Genomic DNA, 20,348 nt, shown 5'->3' on the forward strand with positions numbered 1-20,348 from the left:
TTTACACACTATATTGTGAGCTGAACAACATCAAGAAAGCGATTACAGAAAGTTTCCCGAGTGGATCCGGTCACCGGAAGGACATGATTCGCCGACGACTGTCACCCCGACGCAGAGTGCTGCGTCGGGGTGACAGAAATGACCGATTTGTTGGAGACCGGCGGAAAACGCCGGCTCAGCGCGAGGCGGGCCCCGTCGACTCGCGGATGACGACGTCGGCGGGAATCAGCGGCGGAGACGTGGTGGTCTCGTTGTTCAGCGCCGCGCGCATCAGCGACCACGCCTGGTCGCCCAGGTCGATCTTCGGGCTCACCACCGTGGTGAGACGCGGCGCCAGGTGCCGCGCCATGTCGATGTCGTCGAAACCGGTGACCGAGATGTCCTCGGGGACGCGGAGTCCGCGCTCACGCAATTTGGAGATGACGCCCAGCGCACTGAGGTCGTTGAAGCAGACGAGGGCGGTCGGCTCGTGCGTGAGCACTTCCTCCACCACGTCGTAGCCGCCCTCGATGGTTCCGTCCGACGGCACCGCGGTCGCCTCGATCCCGAGCACCTTCGCCATCTCGATGGCTCGCCACCGCTCGCGGTTCTGCCACGCCAGATCCGAGCCCTTCACGTAGACGATCCGGCGATGACCGAGCTTCGCCAGGTGCCCGCACAGCTCCATCATCGGAGTGAAGTTGTCGACCGCGACCATGGGCAGATCGACTTCCAGTTCCACCCGGTTGACGAGCAGGACGGGAGTCGACTGCCTGGCGAGCTCCTTCAGGCCGCTCGTCGGAATCCTCGACGAGAGCAGCACGAGACCGTCGACCTGGCCTAGCAGGTCGAGTGCGGTGGCGAGTTCGTCGGCCGCGTCACCGGAGTAGTCGGCGATCAGCATGCGGTACCCGTCGGCGGTGGCCCCGTGGTGCATCTGCTTGACGACGTCGAAGAAGTACGCGTTGGCCAGGTCGGGCACGATCACGCCCATGTTTCTCAGCGACCCGAGCACGAGACCGCGGGCGGCGCTGCTGGGCCGGTAGGACAGCTCCTCGGCGACCTTGTGGACCCGGGCCGCGAGGTCCGGGGTCACCGACGAGCTGCCGCTCATGACACGGGAGACGGTGGCGATCGAGACCCCGGCCGCCTTGGCGACGGTGTTGATCGTGACGCGACGGCTCGCGGGCACTCGGGTCTGATCAGCCATCGCTGCCTCTGCATCTCTCGTCGCCATTGCCACCGTCCGCCCCACGACAGGGTGGAAACGCTTACAGCGTAGCGCGAAGGCGGCCCGCGATCACGCGGACACTCACTCCCCGCGCAACAACGCCCGCGTTCCCAGCAATTTCCGCGACGTCAGCAGCACCTTGACGTGCCGGCTACCGTTCGACTCGAGCTCCTCGACGGCGCGGCCGAACTCGTCCAGTGGGAACGTCGCGGTATGCAGCGGCGACGCGTCCACCTTCCCCGACTCGAGCAGTTCCGCCGCGTCGACGAAGTCCTGCCGCACATAGTTCCGGCAGGCCACGACGGACAGTTCGCGGGCGTAGAGCGCACCGTAGTCGAGGGTCAGTTCGTGCCCGGGCTTCGCGGACGCGATCGCCACGTACCGGCCGCCCGGAGCGAGGACCCGCAGTGCCAGCCGAGCGGATTCCTCGGTGCACACGGTGTCGTAGACCAGGTCGACCGAGTCCGTCCGGTCGCGGAGCCAGCCCTCGAGCGCGGCCCCCGAGTCCGTCGTGAAATCGCTCATCCCGCACGCCCGGGCGGGCCGCTCCCGTTCGGTGTAGCGATCGACACCGAACACCCGGACGCCTCGGCTCCCGGCCACCAACGCGGTCGCGAGACCGATTGCACCGGTCCCGACGACCAGCGCGGTGTCGCCCTCCGAGACGCCGCCGCGCCGGACCACGTGAACCCCGACGGCGAGTGGTTCGACGAGGGCCCCGAAGCGGTCCAGCACCGAATCGCTGACGGGCACGCACTGCGTCTCGGGAACGACGAACTCCTCACTGAAACACCCTCGTGGGTCGGACAATCCGAACACCCGGATGCTCGGGCAGTTGTTGATCCTGCCGTCGCGGCAGGCCCGGCAGCGGCCGCAGCCGGAGGTCGGGTAGACCATCACCGGCTGGCCGATCGTGAGGCTCGTGCCCGGTCCCACCTGAGACACGCGTCCCGCGCATTCGTGCCCCAGCACGGTGGGGTATGCCGCGACGGCGTTCCGGCCACGCAGATGCGACAGGTCGCCGCCGCAGATCCCCGCGGAGTCGAGTGCGACGAGCACCTCCCCCTCGCCGGGTTCCGCGACGCTACCGCGGTCGAGACGATAGTCGTTCGGACCGTCGACCCGAATACTCAAGACTGACATGCGCTTTCCCTTTCCTCGGAGACGATTGCCGGAATCGTGCCGGCTGCGGCAGACCGGTAGGCGGCGTCGATCACCGACTGCACGCGCAAGCCGGACCGGGCGTCGGACAGCGGCGCCACTCCTTCCGCCCAACTGGTGAAGACGTCCTCGTACAGCGACCGGAACCACGCCGTCATGGACAGCGGGTCGGGTCCGGACGCGTCGACGGATCCGTCGACCAGCGGCTGGACACCCTCGGCGATCCGGACGAGCGAATCACCCACCAGCCGCAGCTGTCCAGCGTCGCCGTAGAGGTGGATCGTCTCGGCGCCGCCCGGCCATGCGGCCGTGCTCGCCGTCACCGACGCCGTGTGCGAGCCCTGGTCGATCAGCAGGTGGATCGTGTCCTCGGCCTCCAGCCGGCCCCGGCTGGTGGACGCCGAGGCCACCACACTGTGCGCCGGGCCGGTCAGCGACAGGTACAGGTCGAGGGTGTGGATGGCCTGGGTGATCAGCACGCCACCGCCGTCGCGGTCCCAGGTGCCGCGCCCGGCCTCGGCGTAGTAGGAGTCCGGCCGCCACAACGGGACGGTGACGGTCGCCGAGCGGAGGGTGCCGATCGCGCCGTCCGCGAGCAGATGCCGGGCGTGGCGCGCCGCCTCCTTGTAGCGGTGCTGCAGCGTGACCGCGACCTGCACACCGGACCGCTCCGCGGCGTCCACGATCGCCCGCGCATCCTGCACCGACGCGGCGAGCGGTTTGTCGATCACCAGGTCGAGGCCGCGCTCGGCCAGTACCGACGCGACGGCCAGGTGACTCGACGGTGGCGTGACCACCACCGCGGTGTCGGCATCCAGTGCCGCTGCCGCATCGAGGTTCGGAAGTATCCGCGCCTCCGGGGCCAGCCGGTGTGCGGCCGCCGCCCGCGTCTCGTCACGCGTCACCACCCCGACCACCTCGGCGCCGACAGCCCGCAGAGCCGTGAGATGCGCGGCGCTCGCGAGCCCGGCGCCGACCACCACGACGCGACGGGTCACGATGCCGCCTCGGCGGGCATGCCCGAAGCCACGCTCCGACCGAGCGTCTCGGGAAGCAGGGCAATCCCGATCAGCCCCACCACGCTCAAGCCCATGAGGTAGCTGGCGACGAGCCAGGGCGTTCCGCCCGCGACGGCGACGAGAGCTGTGGCGACCAGTGGGATCGTGCCGCCCACCACTGCGGCCGGGATCTCCCGGGAGATCGCGATGCCGCTCCACCGGATCTTGGTGGGGAACAGTTCGGACAGCAGCGCGCCGCCCGGACCGGACGTCGTGCCCTGGACCAGGCAGATGCCGAGGATCAGCGCCAGGCCGACCATCCACGGCGACCGGGTGTCGAGCATCATGAACATCGGGAACGGGAAGACGATGCCGAAGATCGCGCCGGACAACAGGACCGGCTTGCGACCGATCTTGTCGGCGAGTCGGCCGAACCCGAGGATGACGGGGATGGCGAAGAACTCGGCGACGATCAATCCGATCAGGGCCTGGGTGGAATCGACGCCGAGGGTCTTGGTCACGAACGAGAGCGCGAACACCTGCATGACGTACGCCCACGGAATCACGAAGCTGAACAGGGCGAGCCCGCAGAGGATCTGCCGCCAGTGGTTGCGGACGGCATCGACCAGCGGCGCACGATCCACCTCGCCGTGTTGCGCGGCCTCCTCGAAGACCGCTGTCTCGTTCACCTTCAGGCGCAGATAGCCGGCGACGAGGACGATGACCGCGCTGGCGAGGAACGGAATTCGCCAGCCCCAGGAGAGGAAGAGGTCGTCCGGCATCAGCGTGAGCAACGCGAAGATCATGGTGGCGCCGCCGGTTCCGACATAGATCGCGGCCCCCGGATACGCGCTGGAGAGGGCTCGCCGGGAACTGTCGGTCGATTCGGTGACCATCGTGATGGCCCCGGCGAACTCGGCGCCGGCGCCCGCACCCTGGAACAGGCGAAGGACGATCAGGAGAATCGGCGCCCAGACACCGATCGAGTCCGCGGTGGGCAGTGCGCCGATCAGCGTCGTCGACGCGCCCATGACGAGCAGGGTCATGAGGAGCATCGGCTTGCGGCCGAGCCGATCACCGAAGTGCGCGAAGACCAGTCCCCCGATCGGGCGCGCGCCGAGCCCGACGGCGAATGTCCCGAACGCGGCCATCGTGCCGGCGAGGGATCCGGCCCCGGGAAAGTAGAGGGGCCCGAAGACGAGGGCAGCCGCGAGACCGTAGAGCGTGAAGTCGTACCACTCGATCACGGTTCCCGCCGCACTGGCCTTGATCACCCGGCGGCGTTGCTGCCCCGCCGTCCCGTGCGGCACCGCGGTCGACCGCTCCGTACCGAGTTCGGTCATGCCCATCGAGAACTCCTGACTGTGAAGGGAAACTGCCGGAACCCGACTACTATGACCCACGTCACCGGATTTGTAAACGCTTTCTCACCTATCCGATCGGGTTCCAGTTTTCACACTCCACAGGTGCATCATCGAACTATCCCGGCAAATTCCGGACAGATATCGCTTTCATCACCCGCAGCGGGCGGCCCCGTCCCGCGGTCAGGCAGGCCCCATGTCCGCCGACGGCCGGCGTTCCAGCCCCCACCGACAGTTTCAGGCGCGGCGGGCGGATCGAATGGAACCTGACGGTCCGAAACGGTTAGATGGGACCTGAGGTTCCGGACAGTGCAGCGTCGTACGTCGGAGTGAACGGAGGCATCGATGCCAGGCCCAGTTGCGAGGTTGGCACCCCAAGCAGTCCTTACTCCGCCCAGCCCTGCCTCCCTGTTCCTGGTGCTCGTCGCCGGGGACTCCGCGGACGACCGCGCAACGGTGTGCGACGTGATCTCCGGCATCGACGGACTGCTCAAGGCGGTCGGATTCCGCGAACTCACGGGCTCCCTCTCCTGCGTGGTCGGTGTCGGTGCGCAGTTCTGGGACCGCGTGAGCGCGTCGTCGAGGCCTGCGCACCTACATCCGTTCGTTCCGCTGTCCGGGCCGGCGCACAGTGCGCCGTCGACTCCGGGCGACGTCCTGTTCCACATCAAGGCCGCCCGTAAGGACCTGTGCTTCGAACTGGGCCGCCAGATCGTCTCGGCGCTGGGGTCGGCCGCCACCGTCGTCGACGAGGTGCACGGATTCCGCTACTTCGACTCCCGTGACCTCCTCGGATTCGTCGACGGCACCGAGAATCCCACCGAGGACGACGCCGCGGACGCCGCCCTGATCGGTGACGAGGATCCCGACTTCCGGGGCGGCAGTTACGTGATCGTGCAGAAGTATCTGCACGAGATGGGTGAGTGGAACACGCTGAGCACCGAGGAGCAGGAGCGGATCATCGGGCGCACCAAGCTCGAGAACGTCGAACTCGACGACGACGTCCAGCCCAGCAATTCGCACGTCACCCTCAACAGCATCGTCGACGACGACGGCGTCGAGCACGAGATCCTCCGGGACAACATGGCATTCGGCAGTCTCGGCGAGGCCGAGTACGGCACCTACTTCATCGGGTACGCCAAGGATCCCGCCGTCACCGAACTGATGTTGCGACGAATGTTCCTCGGTGAGCCGCCCGGCAACTACGACCGCATCCTCGACTTCTCCACGGCGGTCACCGGCACGCTGTTCTTCGTGCCGAGCCGCGAGGTTCTCGGGTCGCTCGGCGCTCCGTCGGCCGCGGAGCCGCCATCCGAAGAACCGGTCGAGCCCGCTGCGGCCGATCCGTACGAACTGTCCCTGAAAATCGGTGGCCTCAAAGGAGTATCGCAATGAGTGATTCGAGCAATCTGCACCGCAATCTGGCGCCGGTCACGGAAGCCGCCTGGCAGCAGATCGGTGAAGAGGCCGCCCGCACGTTCAAGCGGCACGTCGCGGGTCGGCGTGTCGTCGACGTCGCGGGACCGTTCGGATACTCCTATTCGGCCCACAACCTCGGGCGGGTCACGCCGATCAAGACGTCGGACAGCCGGATCCGGGCGCAGCAGCGGCAGGTCGACCCGCTCGTCGAACTCCGATTCCCGTTCACCCTCAGCCGCGCCGAGGTCGACGACGTCGCCCGCGGTTCCCTCGATTCCGATTGGCAGCCCGTCAAGGACGCCGCGAAGGCCGTCGCCTTCGCCGAGGACCAGTCGATCTTCCAGGGATTCGACCAGGCGGGCATCCGCGGGCTCGGACCGTCCAGCGACAACCCGGTACTCACCCTGCCGCAGGATCCGCTGCTCATCCCCGACGCCGTCGCGTCCGCGCTGTCGGCGCTGCGCCTCGCCGGTGTCGAGGGGCCGTATTCGGTGGTACTCGACGCCGACGCGTACACCGCGGTCAGCGAAACCCGCGACGAGGGACATCCCGTGTTCCACCACCTGCGCGACCTGGTCACCGGCGACATCATCTGGGCGCCCGCGATCAGTGGCGGGTATGTGCTGTCCACCCGCGGCGGCGACAACCAGTTGACCCTCGGCACGGACCTGTCGATCGGCTACGACAGCCACACGGCCACCGACGTCACGCTCTACCTCGAAGAGACGTTCACGTTCGCCTCGCTCACCGCGGAGGCCGCGGTGGTCCTCGCACGCTGAGACGCGCCGGGGTCGTCAGCCGCCGAACAGCAGGTACAGCCCACCGAAGGTGTAGGTGACCATGGTGAGCAGCAGCGCCAGCTGTCCGGTCAGCTGATGGCCCCGCGGCAGGATCCGCACGGATTTGTCATGTGCCGCAATCACTCCGAGTACGTGTCCGGCGAGGACGCAGAGCACCTTGATCGACGCCGTCGCGGCCGGGTGCTCGGACAGGACGTAGGAGACCTCGGCATCGCCGAGGCCCAGGAGGTTCCATCCCCGCCCCATCGGGTCCGCCAGATGGATCACCGTCGCCTGCCCCTTCTCCACCAGGTAGGTGAGGTAGTGAGCGAAGACGTAGCCGATGATGATCGGGATCAGCGAATGCGACAACAGCCCGGGCAGAGCGGCACGCTGCTCGGGGCGCAGGCCGCCCGCGGCCCGGGCAGCCAACCAGAACGACACCCCGACGAACCCGATGAACACCAGGAGTCCGGCGGTGCGCGCAAGGGTGGCTCCGACCGGGGAATCGATCCCGCCCACCCACCGTGACCACCACGGGAACGCCGAGAAACTGTCGAAGGCCGTGGACCCCAGCAGGGTTGCCGTCAACGCCACGGACCCGGCGCGGACGGGCATCGACCCCAGGTGGTCCAGCGGGTTGCGCAGCACGATCCGGCCGTCGTCGCGGTCACGGCTGAGCGGAGACAGCCGCGACGCCAGCGTGCTGTACACCTCGAACGGATCGCCACGCTCGCACCAGCGTTCGCCGCACACGAACGCCCCGGCCGCGGTGATCACGACGTACGCCAGTAGCCACGCACGGACGGCCGCCACCGATCCCGGGTCGGGCGAGGCGAGTTCGAGCCAGACGAAGGCGAACAGTCCGGCGACGGCGGGCCGGTACCCCCACGAGTTGCGGTACCGCGCATCACCTTCCGTCGGTGACCGGCCGAGCACGGCGCACACCGTCCGGTGAACGGTACGAACCGGCGACAGCACCCGCCAGACCGGGCCGAATACCAGCGACACCGCGACGAGACCCACCCACAGCAGCACGTAGAACACGCCCGGCAGGGCGTTCGCCGAGGACGCCGACGGGCCGAAGAACGCCGCGAGGGCCACCCACACCGCGAACACCAGGGCAAGCACCGCCAGGATGTTCCGCGTGATCGGCGAGTCCGCGAATCGTGTCACCCAGCGCGGCAGCCGGAATCCGGGATTGTCCGGGTCCAGCTTCGGGGTGCGCCACGCGAACGCCAGAACCGCGAAGGAGACGGTGAGCGCCCAGCTCGCCCCGATCAGCGCATACGTGAACGGGATCGGAAGGTCGGTGGATCCGCCGAGACCGTGCGCGAGAACAGCGGTCATGGATGCACGAGCAGGGTGGCCACCGTCTTACCCGTGTCGTGCAACTCCACCGCCACCTGGCCCGGAACGTCGACGGAGAACCGGGTCTCCTGCGTTCCGGGGTGAATCTCGAACGAATGCTCCGGCACGGCGTGGACGTGCAGTTCGTCGTCGGCGTCGCTCTCGATCCGCACGGTGACGGTCTCCCCCACCGTGGCCTCGATGCGCTCGTCGTTCGGTGTGACCGTGCCACCTGCGATCACGACGTCGATCACCACGCCGTCTTCCGTCGCCGGCGTGTCGCTCTCGCCTCCGCAGCCCGACACCAGGGCGACGACGACAGCGGGCACCACGACAACTCCGGCCAACCGCCTGATCACCTAGTCTCCTCGTCCTTCTCACTCACGCCGTTCTTCGCCTTGTCGGCATTCTCCGCGGCTTCCGCCTTGCGGTCCCGGACCGCCAGGTAGATGACCAGGCCGGCCACCAGGAACGCCGGTACGAACGCGGGAATCGCCAGCAGCACCGAGTGATCGGCGAGGTAGACGACGTCCGGGTCGTTCACCGGATTCATGTCACCGTCACGTCCTCGCGAGCTCCGGTGGTCGCCTTCCCCTGCGTGTACTTGCTGATCCGGCCCGCTCCCCAGGCCAGCGCGGTAATCAGCGCGAGCGTGCACACGAGCACGACCAGCGACGCGGCGCCGAACAGCCAGGACGGATGATCGAAGTTCCGCTCCCGCTGCAGGATGGTGATCTCCGGGACGAAGTCACGGGTGGAGGACGCGACGGCGGGGAGTTCCTCGGCGCCGATGCCCGGGTCGCTGGGCAGGTAGATGGGGACGGCCGTCATCGTCCGCCCGTCCTGCACCCGCAGCAACGTCTTCCACGTTCCGTGGACCGGCACCGGTTCGTGGGTCCGGTAGGTGCCGGGTCCGGTGCGTTCGAGTCGGTCGACGGTGAACCCGTTGCCCAGACCGGGACCGCCTTGCCACGACAGGATGGACACCCAGGCGGGATCGTCGCCGGCGAGATCGGGCGGATCGATGCGGACCTCCGCGTCGACCATCCGGCCGCCGTCCGGCGCGGCCTCGGTGAGAGCGATTGTCGCCGTGGCGTTCTCTGGGACGGCGGAGATCAGACCGTTGGTGGTGGCGGCGGCGATCACCACGACCGTGGCGACCACGATGGTGCGGCTGATCGCCGGGCGCGGAAGACCCTCGGACCGCAGGACCCGCCCGAGCAGCGCACCGCAGGCGCCGGCGGCGACACCCACGGGCACGGCCATCGCCAGCGCTTCCGGCCACATGCTGGTGGGCCAGGGGTAGATGTACATCGCGTCGATCCACAACGATTCGAGCCACAGCCCGACCGTGGCGACGAGCAATCCGCCGACGGCCCCGAAGGCCACCCGGTTCTTGATCAAGGGTGTGAGGGCGAGCAGTTCGACGAGCACCGCGGCACCGAGACACAACTCGAAAACGTTGGTGGGGGCGCCGAGCACCGGGCCCACCACGAGGGCGGTGAGCGCACGGACGGCCGCCGCGACCGCGACGGCCACGATCGCCGCGAACGGTCCGAGCACGATGCGCGCCGCCACCAGGGTGAACGCGGCCGCACCGGCGATCATCATCGGTTGCAGGACCAGACGGAACTGTTCGACGCCGAAGTCGTATTCGATCTGGAACACGGACAGGCCGATGAGCAGACCGCCGAACGTGCCGCACCGCAGGAACCAGATGAGCCTGCTGTCCGGTTTCGCCTCACCGGACATCGCCATCCGGCCCTCGTAATCCAGCAGCAGCACACCGATCAGCGACAGTCCCGCACCACCGATCAGCATGAGGTGCGTCGGGCCCCACAGCGTGACGTCCTGGCCGAAGATGCGATGCCAGACGTCGTCGAGCGGGAACCCGATCAGGGCGTACAGGCCTGCCCCGGCGACGAGAACGCCACCGACCGGGACGTACCAGGTGCGGGTGATCTTGATCGCCGCCCGACCGGGTTTCTCGTCACGCGGCAGGATCATCGCCAGCATTCCCGTGATGAACAGCAGGAAGAGCCCGACGAGGATGAAGTAGTGCGCGGGGTTCGCGAGCGGTCCGTTGTCGCGGCCCCGCCCGATGTGCAGGCTGACGTCCCAGATGAAGCCGAAGAAGGCCGTGAGGATCGTCCCGACGAACGTCACGAGCGGCAGCGCTACCCACGGGGGCCGGTCGAGCGCGCGTGCCGCGGCGTCGGCGGTCCTCTGCAGCCACGTGATCTTGCGCGTGCGGTGCAGGTACGCGATCCACAGCAGACCCACGGTGATGATCGCCGTCGCCACCGAGATTCCGATGATCTGGTCGAGCGCCGCACCGCCACCCTCTCCGCCCGATTGAGCAAGAATGGGTGAACTCGCAGTAACAGTAACTTGGCTCACGTGGTGATTATGTGCGCCTCGCGCCGAAAACGCCAGACCTCCGTGTGCCCGAGCGGCGATCGATAGACGAATCTATTCGTATCTGCAATCAAACATAGATATGGCTAGATTCCGCTAGCGACGCCTCCACCAGCGACAACTGCCATCGCCCGCACGCACAGCCGAGGTACGTGACCACTCCCGTGCTCGTCCGGTGCCGGGATACTTCCTGCCAGTCGTGTTCGTGATGTTCGCTCATGCACCCAGCGTGATGTAATGGCATTGTGCATCTCAACCCTTACGGCGAATACGCGGTCACCCTCGCCGCCGACCTCGCGAATCGTCCACCCGATTCGACGGACGACCTCGTCGACCGATGTGTCGACGCCGGCATCGTCGTCGACTTCCCCGTCACCGACGACGACCTCGCCGACGTGCTCGCGATGCTCGACCGGTGGTCGTCGATCGCGGACACCACCAGCGACGAGGACCGGGCCGAACAGGTGAACCTCATGCTCACGAAGGCGTCCGCCTACCCGCGGCTGACCAACCACGCCGGCGACGGCTGGCACCTCCACTACCGCGACGATCAGCAGTCGCTCGCGGGCGTGCTCGAGGCGCTGTTCTCGGTCGGCACCGCACTGCACCTCGTCGGGCGCGGCATGCACCGGCTCGGCCGCTGCGCACTCGCCGAGTGCACCGCCATCTACGCCGACACGTCCCGCAACGGCCGTCAGCGGTACTGCTCACCGAAGTGCGCGAACCGGGACGCCGTGCGGCGTCACCGGGCGCGCTGACCCCGGCCGATCGGGGCTGTTACCGGTTCGACGACAGGAACGCCGTCGACCCCGACAGGTCGCCGGGCCGGTGGCCGCGCGACTGCACGAGCCCGCGGCGTTCGAGGATCGGCCGGACACCTTCGCCGAAGTTGAACGCCTCCTCGAGGTGCGGGTAGCCGGACAGGACGAAGTGGTCGAGTCCGAGCGCCGCGTACTCGGCGATGCGGTCGGCGACCTCCTCGTGCGAGCCGACGATCGCGGTGCCGGCGCCGCCGCGGACCAGCCCGACCCCCGACCACAGGTTCGGCGCCACCTCGAGCGCGCGTGCTCCCGCGTCCTTCGAATACGCGCTACCGCCGCCGTGCAGTTCCCGCATACGCCGCTGCCCTTCGGAACCCGACCGGGCGAGGCTCTGCTGCGCCTGCTCGACCGTCGCCGGGTCGAGGGCGGACAGCAGGCGGTCGGCCTCGGCCCACGCCTCCTCGGACGTGTCGCGACTGATCACGTGCAGCCGGATGCCGTAGTCGAGGGTACGGCCCTGGACGTCGGCGAGGTCGCGGATCCAGGCGATCTTTCCGGCCACGGCGCTCGGCGGTTCACCCCACGTCAGGTAGGTGTCGGCGAACTGGGACGCGACGGTGCCCGCGGCAGGCGACGACCCGCCGAAGAAGATCGGCGGCACCGGGTCGGGGATGCGCTGCAACTGGGCGTTCTCCACCCGGATGTACTCGCCCGCGTAGTCCACCGGACCGGTTCCCGCCCACAGCTTCCGGATGACGTCGAGGAACTCCCCGCAGCGAGCGTAGCGCTGGTTCTTGTCGAGGTAGTCGCCGTACGTGCGCTGCTCGTGGTCCTCACCGCCGGTGACGACGTTGAGCAGCAGCCGCCCCTGCGACTGCCACTGAAACGTCGCCGCCATCTGCGCGGCCAGCGTCGGGCTGAGCAGACCTGGGCGCAGCGCGACCAGGAACTTCAGTGTCTCGGTCGTCTCCAGCATCATGGCCGTGGTGAGCCAGGCGTCCTCGCACCACGCACCGGTGGGCGTCAGGACCGATTCGAAGCCGTTCGACTCCGCCGCCGCGCCGATCTGATTGAGGTACCTCAGCGTGGCCGGGCGGTCTCCTGCCATGGAACTCCCGTGACCGCCGGCCATCAGGTTGCGGGAATCACCGTAGGTGGGAAGGAACCAGTGGAAATGCAGAGACACGCGCGATCCTCTTGTCGACGACAGATGTGCAGCGCAGGCCAGTTCATCAGTATGCGAGCGCAAGCGGGAGGGTTTCGATCACCGTGATTCGGAGTAGTGCCCGACCGCAGCGAACCGGGTTACCGTCGCCGCGCTATGACTACGCTGTCCGACGCCCCGTACACACCCTCGACCGAATCCGACCTCGAACGGCGCAAGCGGCTCCGCACCGTCGTCGCCGCCAGCCTCCTGGGCACCACAGTCGAGTGGTACGACTTCTTCCTCTACGCGACGGCCGCGAGCCTGGTATTCAACCAGCTGTTCTTCCCCGACCAGAGTTCGTTCGTCGGCACCATGCTGGCGTTCGCCACCTTCGCGGTCGGTTTCGTGGTCCGGCCGATCGGCGGAGTCGTCTTCGGCCACATCGGCGATCGCATCGGCCGCAAGAAGACGCTCGCACTCACCATGTTCATCATGGGCGTCGCCACCGCCCTGATGGGAGTGCTGCCCACCGCCGCGCAGGTCGGGGTGATCGCACCGATCCTCCTGCTCCTGCTGCGCATCCTGCAGGGATTCGCGCTGGGCGGTGAATGGGCGGGAGCCGTGCTCCTCGCCGTCGAACACAGTCCCGCGAAGAGGCGCGGCATCTTCGGCAGCATTCCCCAGATCGGTCTGGCACTGGGACTGGCGCTGGGCACCGGCGTGTTCGCCGCCCTGCAGGTGCTCTTCGACGATGCCCAGTTCCTGACCTATGGGTGGCGAATCGCCTTCCTGCTGAGCCTGATTCTCGTCTTCGTCGGATTCGTGGTCCGGCTGAAGGTCGAGGAGACGCCGGCGTTCCAGGAAGTGCACGACCTCGAAAAGCGCTCCTCCGCCCCACTGAAGGACGTGTTCCGCGGACGGGTGCGCCGCGGCAGCATTCTCGGGCTGCTCTCCCGCTGGGGTGAGGGCGCCGCGTTCAACACGTGGGGCGTCTTCGCGATCACGTACGCGACCAAGAATCTGGAGTTCGCGAAAATTCCCGTCCTCCTGGTCGTGACGCTCGCCGCAACGGTGATGGCCGTGCTCCTACCCTTTTCCGGCCTGCTGGTCGACCGGTACGGCGCCAAGAGGATCTATCTCATCGGAATCGCGGCCTACGGAGTCGCGGTATTCCCCGCCTTCGCGCTGTTCGGCACCGAGAACCTCATCCTGTTCGGTGTCGCGATGGTTCTGGTGTTCGGTGTCATCCACGCGCTGTTCTACGGGGCGCAGGGGACGCTGTACGCGAGCCTGTACCCCACCGAGATCCGCTACACCGGCCTGTCGGTGGTGTACCAGTTCTCCGGGATCTACGCCTCGGGCATCACGCCGATGATCCTCACGGCCCTGATTGCCGTCGGCGGCGGAAGCCCCTGGCTGGCGTGCGGCTATCTCGTCGCCACCTCCGCGGTCAGCGTCGTGGCGACAGCCCTGATCCGGAAGCAGGACCTCTACCTCTGAGACCGCCGAACGGGCCCCGATAGCCGAGTTCGATACGCTGGTGTATCCGATGCGCTAGTGTATCGGACAGTGCTGTCGACCCGATCGGAGGTGGGCCCGTGCCGACGTCACCGTCGCGTTCCTCCGAGCCTGCCACCGTCCCTCCTCCGCGGGTGACGAAACGGCGGGGCCAGACCCGCCGTCGCCTGCTCGACGCCGCAGTCGAGGTGTTCGCCGAGAACGGCTTCGGGCGGTCGACGGTCGAGCAGATCTGCGAGCGCGGTGGCTACACCCGCGGCGCCTTCTACTCCAACTTCGGGTCGCTGGACGAAATGTTCTTCGCGATGTGGGAAGAGCGCTCCAGCGCGATGCTCGCCCAGATCCGGCTCGCCGCCGACTCGGCGAGCATCGACCTCTCCGGGCTCGCCCCCGACGACAAACTCCGCGCCGGCACGGAACTGGTGCTCGGCGTCGTCCCCGTCGACGACCAGTGGTACCGCATCAACGCCGAATTCACCGCGCACGCCCTGCGCAACCCGTCGCTGAAGCGGGCGCTCGCGGCCCGCGAGGACACGATTCTGGACACCATCGTGCCGATCCTCGAGAAGGCACTGCACCGACTCGGGCGCCGCGTCGTCGGCGATCCCCGCGCACTCGGCCGCGCACTGGTGGCCCTGCACGACGGCACGAGCATCCAGTGCCTGATCGAGGACGACGACCGGTCCGCCCACACACTGCGTCTCGAATTGTTCACCCACGTCGTGGCCGCGTACACCGAGCCCGACACCACCCACACCCATACACACCGGAAAGAGGGGTCTTCGTGACCGAACAGGCTGATGTGATCGTCGTCGGCGCCGGACTGGCCGGACTCGTCGCCACCTACGAAATGGTCAAGGCGGGACGGAAGGTCCTCGTCGTCGACCAGGAGAATCCGGCGAACCTCGGCGGGCAGGCCTTCTGGTCGCTCGGCGGCCTGTTCCTCGTCGACAGCCCCGAACAGCGACGCCTCGGCATCAAGGACTCGTACGAACTGGCCATCCAGGACTGGATGGGCACCGCCGCCTTCGATCGCGACCGCGAAGACCAGTGGCCGCGGCTGTGGGCGCAGGCGTACGTCGAATTCGCGGCGGGCGAGAAGCGGCAGTACCTCCACGACCTCGGTCTGCGCCTGATGCCGAACGTCGGGTGGGCGGAACGCGGCCGCGGATCCGCTCTCGGACAGGGCAATTCCGTCCCACGATTCCACATCACCTGGGGTACCGGGCCGGGGGTCGTCGAGGTGTTCCTCACCCGCGTCATGGCCGCGTCGAAGCGGGGACTCGTCACCTTCAAACACCGCCACCAGGTCGACGAGGTCGTCGTCACCGACGGCGCCGCCACCGGCGTGCGCGGCACCGTCCTCGAGCCGTCCACCGAAGCACGCGGTGTGAAGAGTTCGCGAACCGCGGTCGGGGAGTTCGAATTCGCGGCGCAGGCGGTGGTCGTCACGTCCGGCGGCATCGGCGGCAATCCCGCCCTGGTCCGGAAGAATTGGCCCGCACGCCTCGGCAAGGCGCCCGAGAACATGCTCGCCGGCGTCCCCGCACACGTCGACGGCCGCATGCTCGAGATCACCGAGAACGCCGGCGGCAACATCGTCAACCGCGACCGCATGTGGCACTACACCGAGGGCATCCAGAACTGGGACCCGATCTGGCCGAACCACGGCATCCGCATCATCCCCGGCCCGTCGTCGATGTGGTTCGACGGCAACGGAAAACGCCTGCCCAGCCCCAACTTCCCCGGATTCGACACCATGGGAACCCTCGACCACATCATGAACAGCGGCCACCACCACACGTGGTTCGTCCTCGACCAGAAGATCATCGAGAAGGAATTCGCGCTGTCGGGATCCGAGCAGAACCCCGACATCACCGGCCGCGACTTCAAGTTGCTCGCCGAACGCCTCAAGAAGGGGGCGCCGGGGCCCGTCGAGGCGTTCAAGCAGCACGGCGCCGACTTCGTCGTCCGCGACAATCTGCGCGACCTCGTCGACGGCATGAACGCCCTCACCCCCGACGCGCCGCTGAAATACGAGGACCTCGAACGCGAGATCGTGGCCCGCGACCGGGAGGTGAAGAACAGCTACAGCAAGGATTTCCAGATCATGGCGATCCGCAACGCCCGGAACCTGCTGGCCGACAAGATCACCCGCGTCGTCAGTCCGCACGAACTGCTCGACCCCAAGAACGGACCGCTGATCGCGGTCCGGTTGCACCTGCTCACCCGCAAGACCCTCGGCGGTCTCGAGACCAACCTCGACTCGCAGGTGATCCGGCCCGACGGCACACCGTTCGAGGGTCTTTACGCCGCCGGTGAGGTCGCCGGATTCGGCGGCGGCGGCGTCCACGGGTACAGCGCGCTCGAGGGCACCTTCCTCGGTGGCTGCATCTTCTCCGGCCGGGCCGCAGGCCGGGCGCTGGCCCGGTAGGCGGCTCCGCCGCCCGTGCGCCTTTTTGGTAGCTGCCACAACCAAAAAGGCGCACGGGCGCGAAGCGCCTAAACTCCGACGAGAGTCCGGTCGCCCGACCCTGATGCCTCCAGTTCGCGGACCAGTGGCAGGACGTGGGTGCCGAAGTATTCGATCTCCTCCTGGAAGTGCAGGAAGCCGCCCAGGATGAGGTCGACTCCGCGACGGCGGTATTCGACGATACGCTCCGCGATCTGCTCCGGTGTCCCGATCAACTGGGAGCGGAATCCGTCGTTGTACTGGACCAGATCCTCGAACGTGGAATCGGCCCACATGCCCGACTTGTCGGCGGTGGACGCTCCGGCCTGCTGGACCGCGGACCGGAATCCCTCGACCGCGGGCTTGTTGGCCTTCTCGATGATCTCGCGGAGGGTGTCGCGCGCTTCCTTCTCGGTGTCGCGGGCGATGATGAATCCGTTGAGCCCGAACTTCACTTCCCGGTCGTGTTCGCGCGCGACCCGGCGCACGTCGACGATCTGTTCGGTGATGCCGTCGTAGTCCTTGCCGTTGCTGAAATACCAGTCGGAGTAGCGGCCCGCGTTCTCCCGCGCGGCCGCGGAGTTCCCGCCCTGGAACAGTTCGGGGTTCGGACGGTCGGGCGTGTTCAGTGGTTTCGGCTTGAGCGTGAAGTCGTGGATGCGGTAGAAGTCGCCGCGGAAGTCGACGTCGTCCTCGGTCCAGATCTTGCGGAGCACCTGCAGGAATTCGGCGCTGCGCCGGTACCGCTCGTCGTGCTCGAGCCACGGCTCCCCGAGGTGGGTGAATTCGTCCTTGAACCAGCCGCTCACGACGTTCACGGCGAACCGGCCGTTGGACAGGTGGTCGGCGGTGGCGCCCAGCTTCGCCAGCACCGCGGGTTGCCACAGACCCGGATGGACCGCGGCGATCACCTTCAGTCGCTCGGTGGCCAGCAGCAGTGCCAGGCTGAAGCTGGTCGATTCGTGCTGGAACTCGGCCCCGTAGCTGGCCTCGTACCGGACCTGGCTGAGCGCGTACTCGAACCCGTTGTTCTCGGCAGTCTGGGCGAGCTTCTTGTTGTACTCGTAATCCCAGCTGGTCCGCTGTTCGATGTCGGACGTGACCAGCCCGCCACTGACGTTGGGCACCCAGTAGGCGAACTTGATCTGCTCAGCGATGTGTTCGGTTGACATACCCAGCATGCAACCCGCCCCCCGTGCCCGCGCCCACCCTTTCGATCACCGCGCGTCCAACCCTTCACCCGGCGCGCGGGTCCGTGTGAGGTTCGACGACATGACAGCCGTACAGGAACGAAGAGCTGCACAACCCATCGCGAGCGAGACCGACTACGAGACGCTCGCCGCCCGGTTCCGTCCCCTCTTCGCCGACATCGCCGAGGGTGTGGTCGAACGCGAACGCGACCACGTCCTCCCCTACGAGCAGATCGACGCGCTGAAGAAGGCGGGTTTCGGGGCGGTGCGGGTGCCGACGTCGCACGGCGGGTCGGGTGCGAGCATTCCGCAACTGTTCCGCCTGCTCGTCGAACTGTCCGCCGCGGATTCCAACATCACGCAGGCGCTGCGCGGACACTTCGCGTTCGTCGAGGACCGCCTGGTCGCCGCGGACGGACCCGACCGGGACACCTGGCTTCGGAGATTCGCGGACGGCCAGCTCGTCGGCAACGCGTGGACCGAGATCGGCGACGTCGCGCTCGGCGAGGCCGGCACGAAGGTCTCCCCCGTTCCCGGCGAGTCCCACTTCGTGGCCAACGGCACGAAGTACTACAGCACGGGATCGATCTTCGCCGACTGGATCGACCTGTATTCGCAGCGCACCGACACCGGTGCCTTCGTCATCGCCGCGGTCGAGGCACGCCAGCCCGCCGTCACGCACAGCGACGACTGGGACGGTTTCGGCCAGCAGACCACCGGCTCGGGCACGTCGACGTACGTGAACGCAATCGTGGAGCCGGAGAACATCTTCGACTTCTCCACCCGGTTCAAGTATCAGACGGCGTTCTACCAGTTGTTCCACCTCGCCACACTCGCGGGAATCGCGCGGGCGGCGACGGACGCGATCGCCCGCCGGGTGAAAGCACGCACCCGCACATTCAGCCACGGCAACGCCCCCACCTACGCGCAGGACGCGCAGATCCAGCAGGTCGTGGGCGAGGTGTCGGCCGCCGCGCACGCCGCCGAGGCGATCGCGCTGCACGCGGCGGAACCCGCCCAGTGGGCGTACGAGGCCGCCTTCACCGGCAGCCGGGAAGAGGAGAAGTCCGCCAATATCGCCGCCGAGATCGCGTCGGCTCAGGGCCAGATCTCTTCCACCGCGCTCGTCGTCCCCGCCACCGCCAAGATCTTCGACGCACTCGGCGCGTCCGGGGTCGGCCGCGACTGGGACCTCGACCGCTTCTGGCGGAATGCACGCACGGTCGCCAGCCACAACCCCACGGTGTTCAAGGCCAAGGTCGTCGGCGACTTCGAAATCAACGGAACCGAACCCGTCTACGTGTGGGCCATCGGCACCGCACCGAGCGCACAGGGAGCCACGGCATGACCGTCATTACCGAACAGAAGATCTGGGCGGACGCCCCGGCCACCGCCGACGGCTGGATCGCCCGTGCGCGTGAGGTGAGCGCAATCCTCGCCCGCGACGCCGTCGAACGCGACCGCGCCGGCGGTGCACCGTTCGAGGAGGTCGGGCTCCTCAAAGACAGCGGGCTCGTCACGCTGCTCGGGCCCGCCGAATTCGGCGGCGCCGGACAGCCGTGGGCGACCGCGTACCAGGTGGTCCGGGAGATCGCGCGCGGCGACGGATCCATCGGACAGCTTCTCGGCTACCACTACCTGTGGGCGTGGGCGGTGCGCCTCGTGGGCACCGAACCTCAGATCGCGGCCGTCGAGGAGCTGTACACGAGCAACCGTTTCCTGTTCGGCGGGGCGGTCAACCCGCGCGACACCGACCTCACGATCGTCGACCGCGGGGACACGCTCGTCTACTCCGGCGTGAAGTCGTTCTCGACGGGCGGCCGGGCCACCGACCTCACCGTGCTCGAGGGCATCATCGAGGGCACCGCCACCCATGTGTTCGCGATCGTGCCGACGGCGCAGGACGGCATCGTGTTCCGGGGCGACTGGGACAATCTCGGGCAACGCCTCACCGACTCCGGGTCGGTCGAGATCAACGACGTCGAGGTGGACTGGTCGGGGGCAGCGGGATTCGTGGACAAGGAGTTTCAGCCCCTCGTCTACAACACGCTGAACTTCCCGGCACTCGAGATCGTGTTCGCGAACTTCTACGTCGGCATCGCCCGCGGCGCACTCGACACCGCCGCCGAGTACACCCGCACCAAGACCCGTCCGTGGCCGTACGGCGGTGACGACAAGGAACTCGCGACCGACGAGTGGTACCTCCGTGAAGGCTACGGCGACCTGCAGTCCAAGCTGTGGGCGGTGGAGGCGTTCGTCGATCAGGTGAACCGCGAAGCGAACTCGGTGCTGCACGACGCGCGGGAGAATCTCACGGAGCAGGCCCGCGGGGATCTCGCGGTGCGGATCGCGGCAGCCAAGATCCGCGCCGCCGACGTCGCCCTCGAGATCGGCACCAGGGTGTTCGAGCTGACCGGTGCGCGGTCCACGTCCAACACGGTGGGCCTCGACATCTTCTGGCGGAACGTGCGGACGCACACCCTGCACGACCCCGTCGCGTACAAGCGGCGCGAGGTGGGCGGCCATCTGCTGACCGGCGAACTACCCGAACCGACCTGGTACACATAACGTTCCGAACTCCGGA

18 protein-coding genes are annotated in these 20,348 nt (G+C 67.7%); 8 read left to right on the forward strand and 10 right to left on the reverse strand.

Annotated features, from left to right (window positions below; genetic code table 11):
- Positions 1-175 precede the first annotated feature (175 nt).
- The 4 genes from ACFTWF_RS13275 to ACFTWF_RS13290 all read right to left on the reverse strand — a co-directional run bounded on the left by ACFTWF_RS13275 (position 176) and on the right by ACFTWF_RS13290 (position 4,718).
- Positions 176-1,189: a LacI family DNA-binding transcriptional regulator gene (locus tag ACFTWF_RS13275; RefSeq protein ID WP_378461666.1), complete on the reverse strand. Its 1,014-nt coding sequence runs from the start codon at positions 1,187-1,189 to the stop codon at positions 176-178.
- Between the two features lie 102 nt (positions 1,190-1,291).
- Complete coding sequence (locus tag ACFTWF_RS13280) at positions 1,292-2,344, reverse strand: alcohol dehydrogenase catalytic domain-containing protein (RefSeq protein WP_378461809.1); 1,053 nt, start codon at positions 2,342-2,344, stop codon at positions 1,292-1,294.
- A complete protein-coding gene (locus ACFTWF_RS13285; RefSeq protein WP_378461667.1) occupies positions 2,341-3,369 on the reverse strand; it encodes a Gfo/Idh/MocA family protein in 1,029 nt (342 codons plus the stop codon). The genes ACFTWF_RS13280 and ACFTWF_RS13285 overlap by 4 nt, the downstream gene beginning before the upstream one ends.
- Positions 3,366-4,718: an MFS transporter gene (locus ACFTWF_RS13290; protein ID WP_378461668.1), complete on the reverse strand. Its 1,353-nt coding sequence runs from the start codon at positions 4,716-4,718 to the stop codon at positions 3,366-3,368. The genes ACFTWF_RS13285 and ACFTWF_RS13290 overlap by 4 nt, the downstream gene beginning before the upstream one ends.
- 357 nt (positions 4,719-5,075) lie before the next feature.
- Here ACFTWF_RS13290 and ACFTWF_RS13295 point away from each other — a divergent pair, with 357 nt between their 5' ends.
- Both ACFTWF_RS13295 and ACFTWF_RS13300 read left to right on the forward strand, forming a co-directional pair.
- Positions 5,076-6,125, forward strand: a complete 1,050-nt coding sequence (locus ACFTWF_RS13295; RefSeq protein WP_378461669.1) for a Dyp-type peroxidase — start codon at positions 5,076-5,078, stop codon at positions 6,123-6,125.
- Positions 6,122-6,928 carry a family 1 encapsulin nanocompartment shell protein gene (locus ACFTWF_RS13300; RefSeq protein ID WP_378461670.1) on the forward strand — a complete coding sequence of 269 codons (807 nt, stop codon included), beginning with the start codon at positions 6,122-6,124 and terminating at the stop codon, positions 6,926-6,928. Before ACFTWF_RS13295 ends, ACFTWF_RS13300 begins: the two co-directional genes overlap by 4 nt.
- A gap of 15 nt (positions 6,929-6,943) precedes the next feature.
- Here the strand turns inward: ACFTWF_RS13300 and ACFTWF_RS13305 are convergent, their stop codons facing one another.
- From ACFTWF_RS13305 to ACFTWF_RS13320, 4 genes are read right to left on the reverse strand one after another with little or no spacing between them, the layout of a single operon-like run.
- Entirely contained in the window at positions 6,944-8,278 is a 1,335-nt protein-coding gene (locus tag ACFTWF_RS13305; protein WP_378461671.1) for a hypothetical protein, read from the reverse strand.
- A complete protein-coding gene (locus tag ACFTWF_RS13310; protein ID WP_378461672.1) occupies positions 8,275-8,637 on the reverse strand; it encodes a hypothetical protein in 363 nt (120 codons plus the stop codon). Before ACFTWF_RS13310 ends, ACFTWF_RS13305 begins: the two co-directional genes overlap by 4 nt.
- Positions 8,634-8,831 (reverse strand): hypothetical protein, encoded by a 198-nt coding sequence (locus ACFTWF_RS13315; RefSeq protein ID WP_378461673.1) that lies wholly within the window; start codon positions 8,829-8,831, stop codon positions 8,634-8,636. Before ACFTWF_RS13315 ends, ACFTWF_RS13310 begins: the two co-directional genes overlap by 4 nt.
- Entirely contained in the window at positions 8,828-10,678 is a 1,851-nt protein-coding gene (locus tag ACFTWF_RS13320) for a hypothetical protein (RefSeq protein ID WP_378461674.1), read from the reverse strand. Before ACFTWF_RS13320 ends, ACFTWF_RS13315 begins: the two co-directional genes overlap by 4 nt.
- A gap of 263 nt (positions 10,679-10,941) precedes the next feature.
- Here ACFTWF_RS13320 and ACFTWF_RS13325 point away from each other — a divergent pair, with 263 nt between their 5' ends.
- Entirely contained in the window at positions 10,942-11,454 is a 513-nt protein-coding gene (locus tag ACFTWF_RS13325) for a CGNR zinc finger domain-containing protein (protein WP_378461675.1), read from the forward strand.
- A 19-nt stretch (positions 11,455-11,473) separates the two neighbouring features.
- On the opposite strand, the gene ACFTWF_RS13330 is transcribed toward ACFTWF_RS13325, so the two are convergent.
- Complete coding sequence (locus tag ACFTWF_RS13330; protein ID WP_378461676.1) at positions 11,474-12,643, reverse strand: LLM class flavin-dependent oxidoreductase; 1,170 nt, start codon at positions 12,641-12,643, stop codon at positions 11,474-11,476.
- A 135-nt stretch (positions 12,644-12,778) separates the two neighbouring features.
- Between ACFTWF_RS13330 and ACFTWF_RS13335 the strand changes: the two genes are divergently transcribed.
- The 3 genes from ACFTWF_RS13335 (at position 12,779) to ACFTWF_RS13345 (ending at position 16,556) form a co-directional block, all read left to right on the forward strand.
- The gene (locus ACFTWF_RS13335) at positions 12,779-14,104 is read left to right on the forward strand and encodes an MFS transporter (RefSeq protein WP_378461677.1); all 1,326 of its coding nucleotides are present in this window, start codon (positions 12,779-12,781) and stop codon (positions 14,102-14,104) included.
- 98 nt (positions 14,105-14,202) lie between these two features.
- Positions 14,203-14,910 carry a TetR/AcrR family transcriptional regulator gene (locus ACFTWF_RS13340; protein ID WP_378461678.1) on the forward strand — a complete coding sequence of 236 codons (708 nt, stop codon included), beginning with the start codon at positions 14,203-14,205 and terminating at the stop codon, positions 14,908-14,910.
- A complete protein-coding gene (locus tag ACFTWF_RS13345; protein ID WP_378461679.1) occupies positions 14,907-16,556 on the forward strand; it encodes an FAD-binding dehydrogenase in 1,650 nt (549 codons plus the stop codon). The genes ACFTWF_RS13340 and ACFTWF_RS13345 overlap by 4 nt, the downstream gene beginning before the upstream one ends.
- 68 nt (positions 16,557-16,624) lie before the next feature.
- On the opposite strand, the gene sfnG is transcribed toward ACFTWF_RS13345, so the two are convergent.
- Positions 16,625-17,746: a dimethylsulfone monooxygenase SfnG gene (gene sfnG, locus ACFTWF_RS13350; RefSeq protein WP_378461680.1), complete on the reverse strand. Its 1,122-nt coding sequence runs from the start codon at positions 17,744-17,746 to the stop codon at positions 16,625-16,627.
- 100 nt (positions 17,747-17,846) lie between these two features.
- Here sfnG and ACFTWF_RS13355 point away from each other — a divergent pair, with 100 nt between their 5' ends.
- Positions 17,847-19,112: an acyl-CoA dehydrogenase family protein gene (locus ACFTWF_RS13355; RefSeq protein WP_378461681.1), complete on the forward strand. Its 1,266-nt coding sequence runs from the start codon at positions 17,847-17,849 to the stop codon at positions 19,110-19,112.
- Positions 19,109-20,332, forward strand: coding sequence for an acyl-CoA dehydrogenase family protein (locus ACFTWF_RS13360; RefSeq protein WP_378461682.1), 1,224 nt, complete (start codon positions 19,109-19,111; stop codon positions 20,330-20,332). Before ACFTWF_RS13355 ends, ACFTWF_RS13360 begins: the two co-directional genes overlap by 4 nt.
- Positions 20,333-20,348: the final 16 nt, after the last annotated feature.

It is taken from the genome of Rhodococcus sp. NPDC056960 (assembly GCF_042674125.1).
In the GTDB taxonomy this organism is placed as follows: domain Bacteria; phylum Actinomycetota; class Actinomycetes; order Mycobacteriales; family Mycobacteriaceae; genus Rhodococcus_F.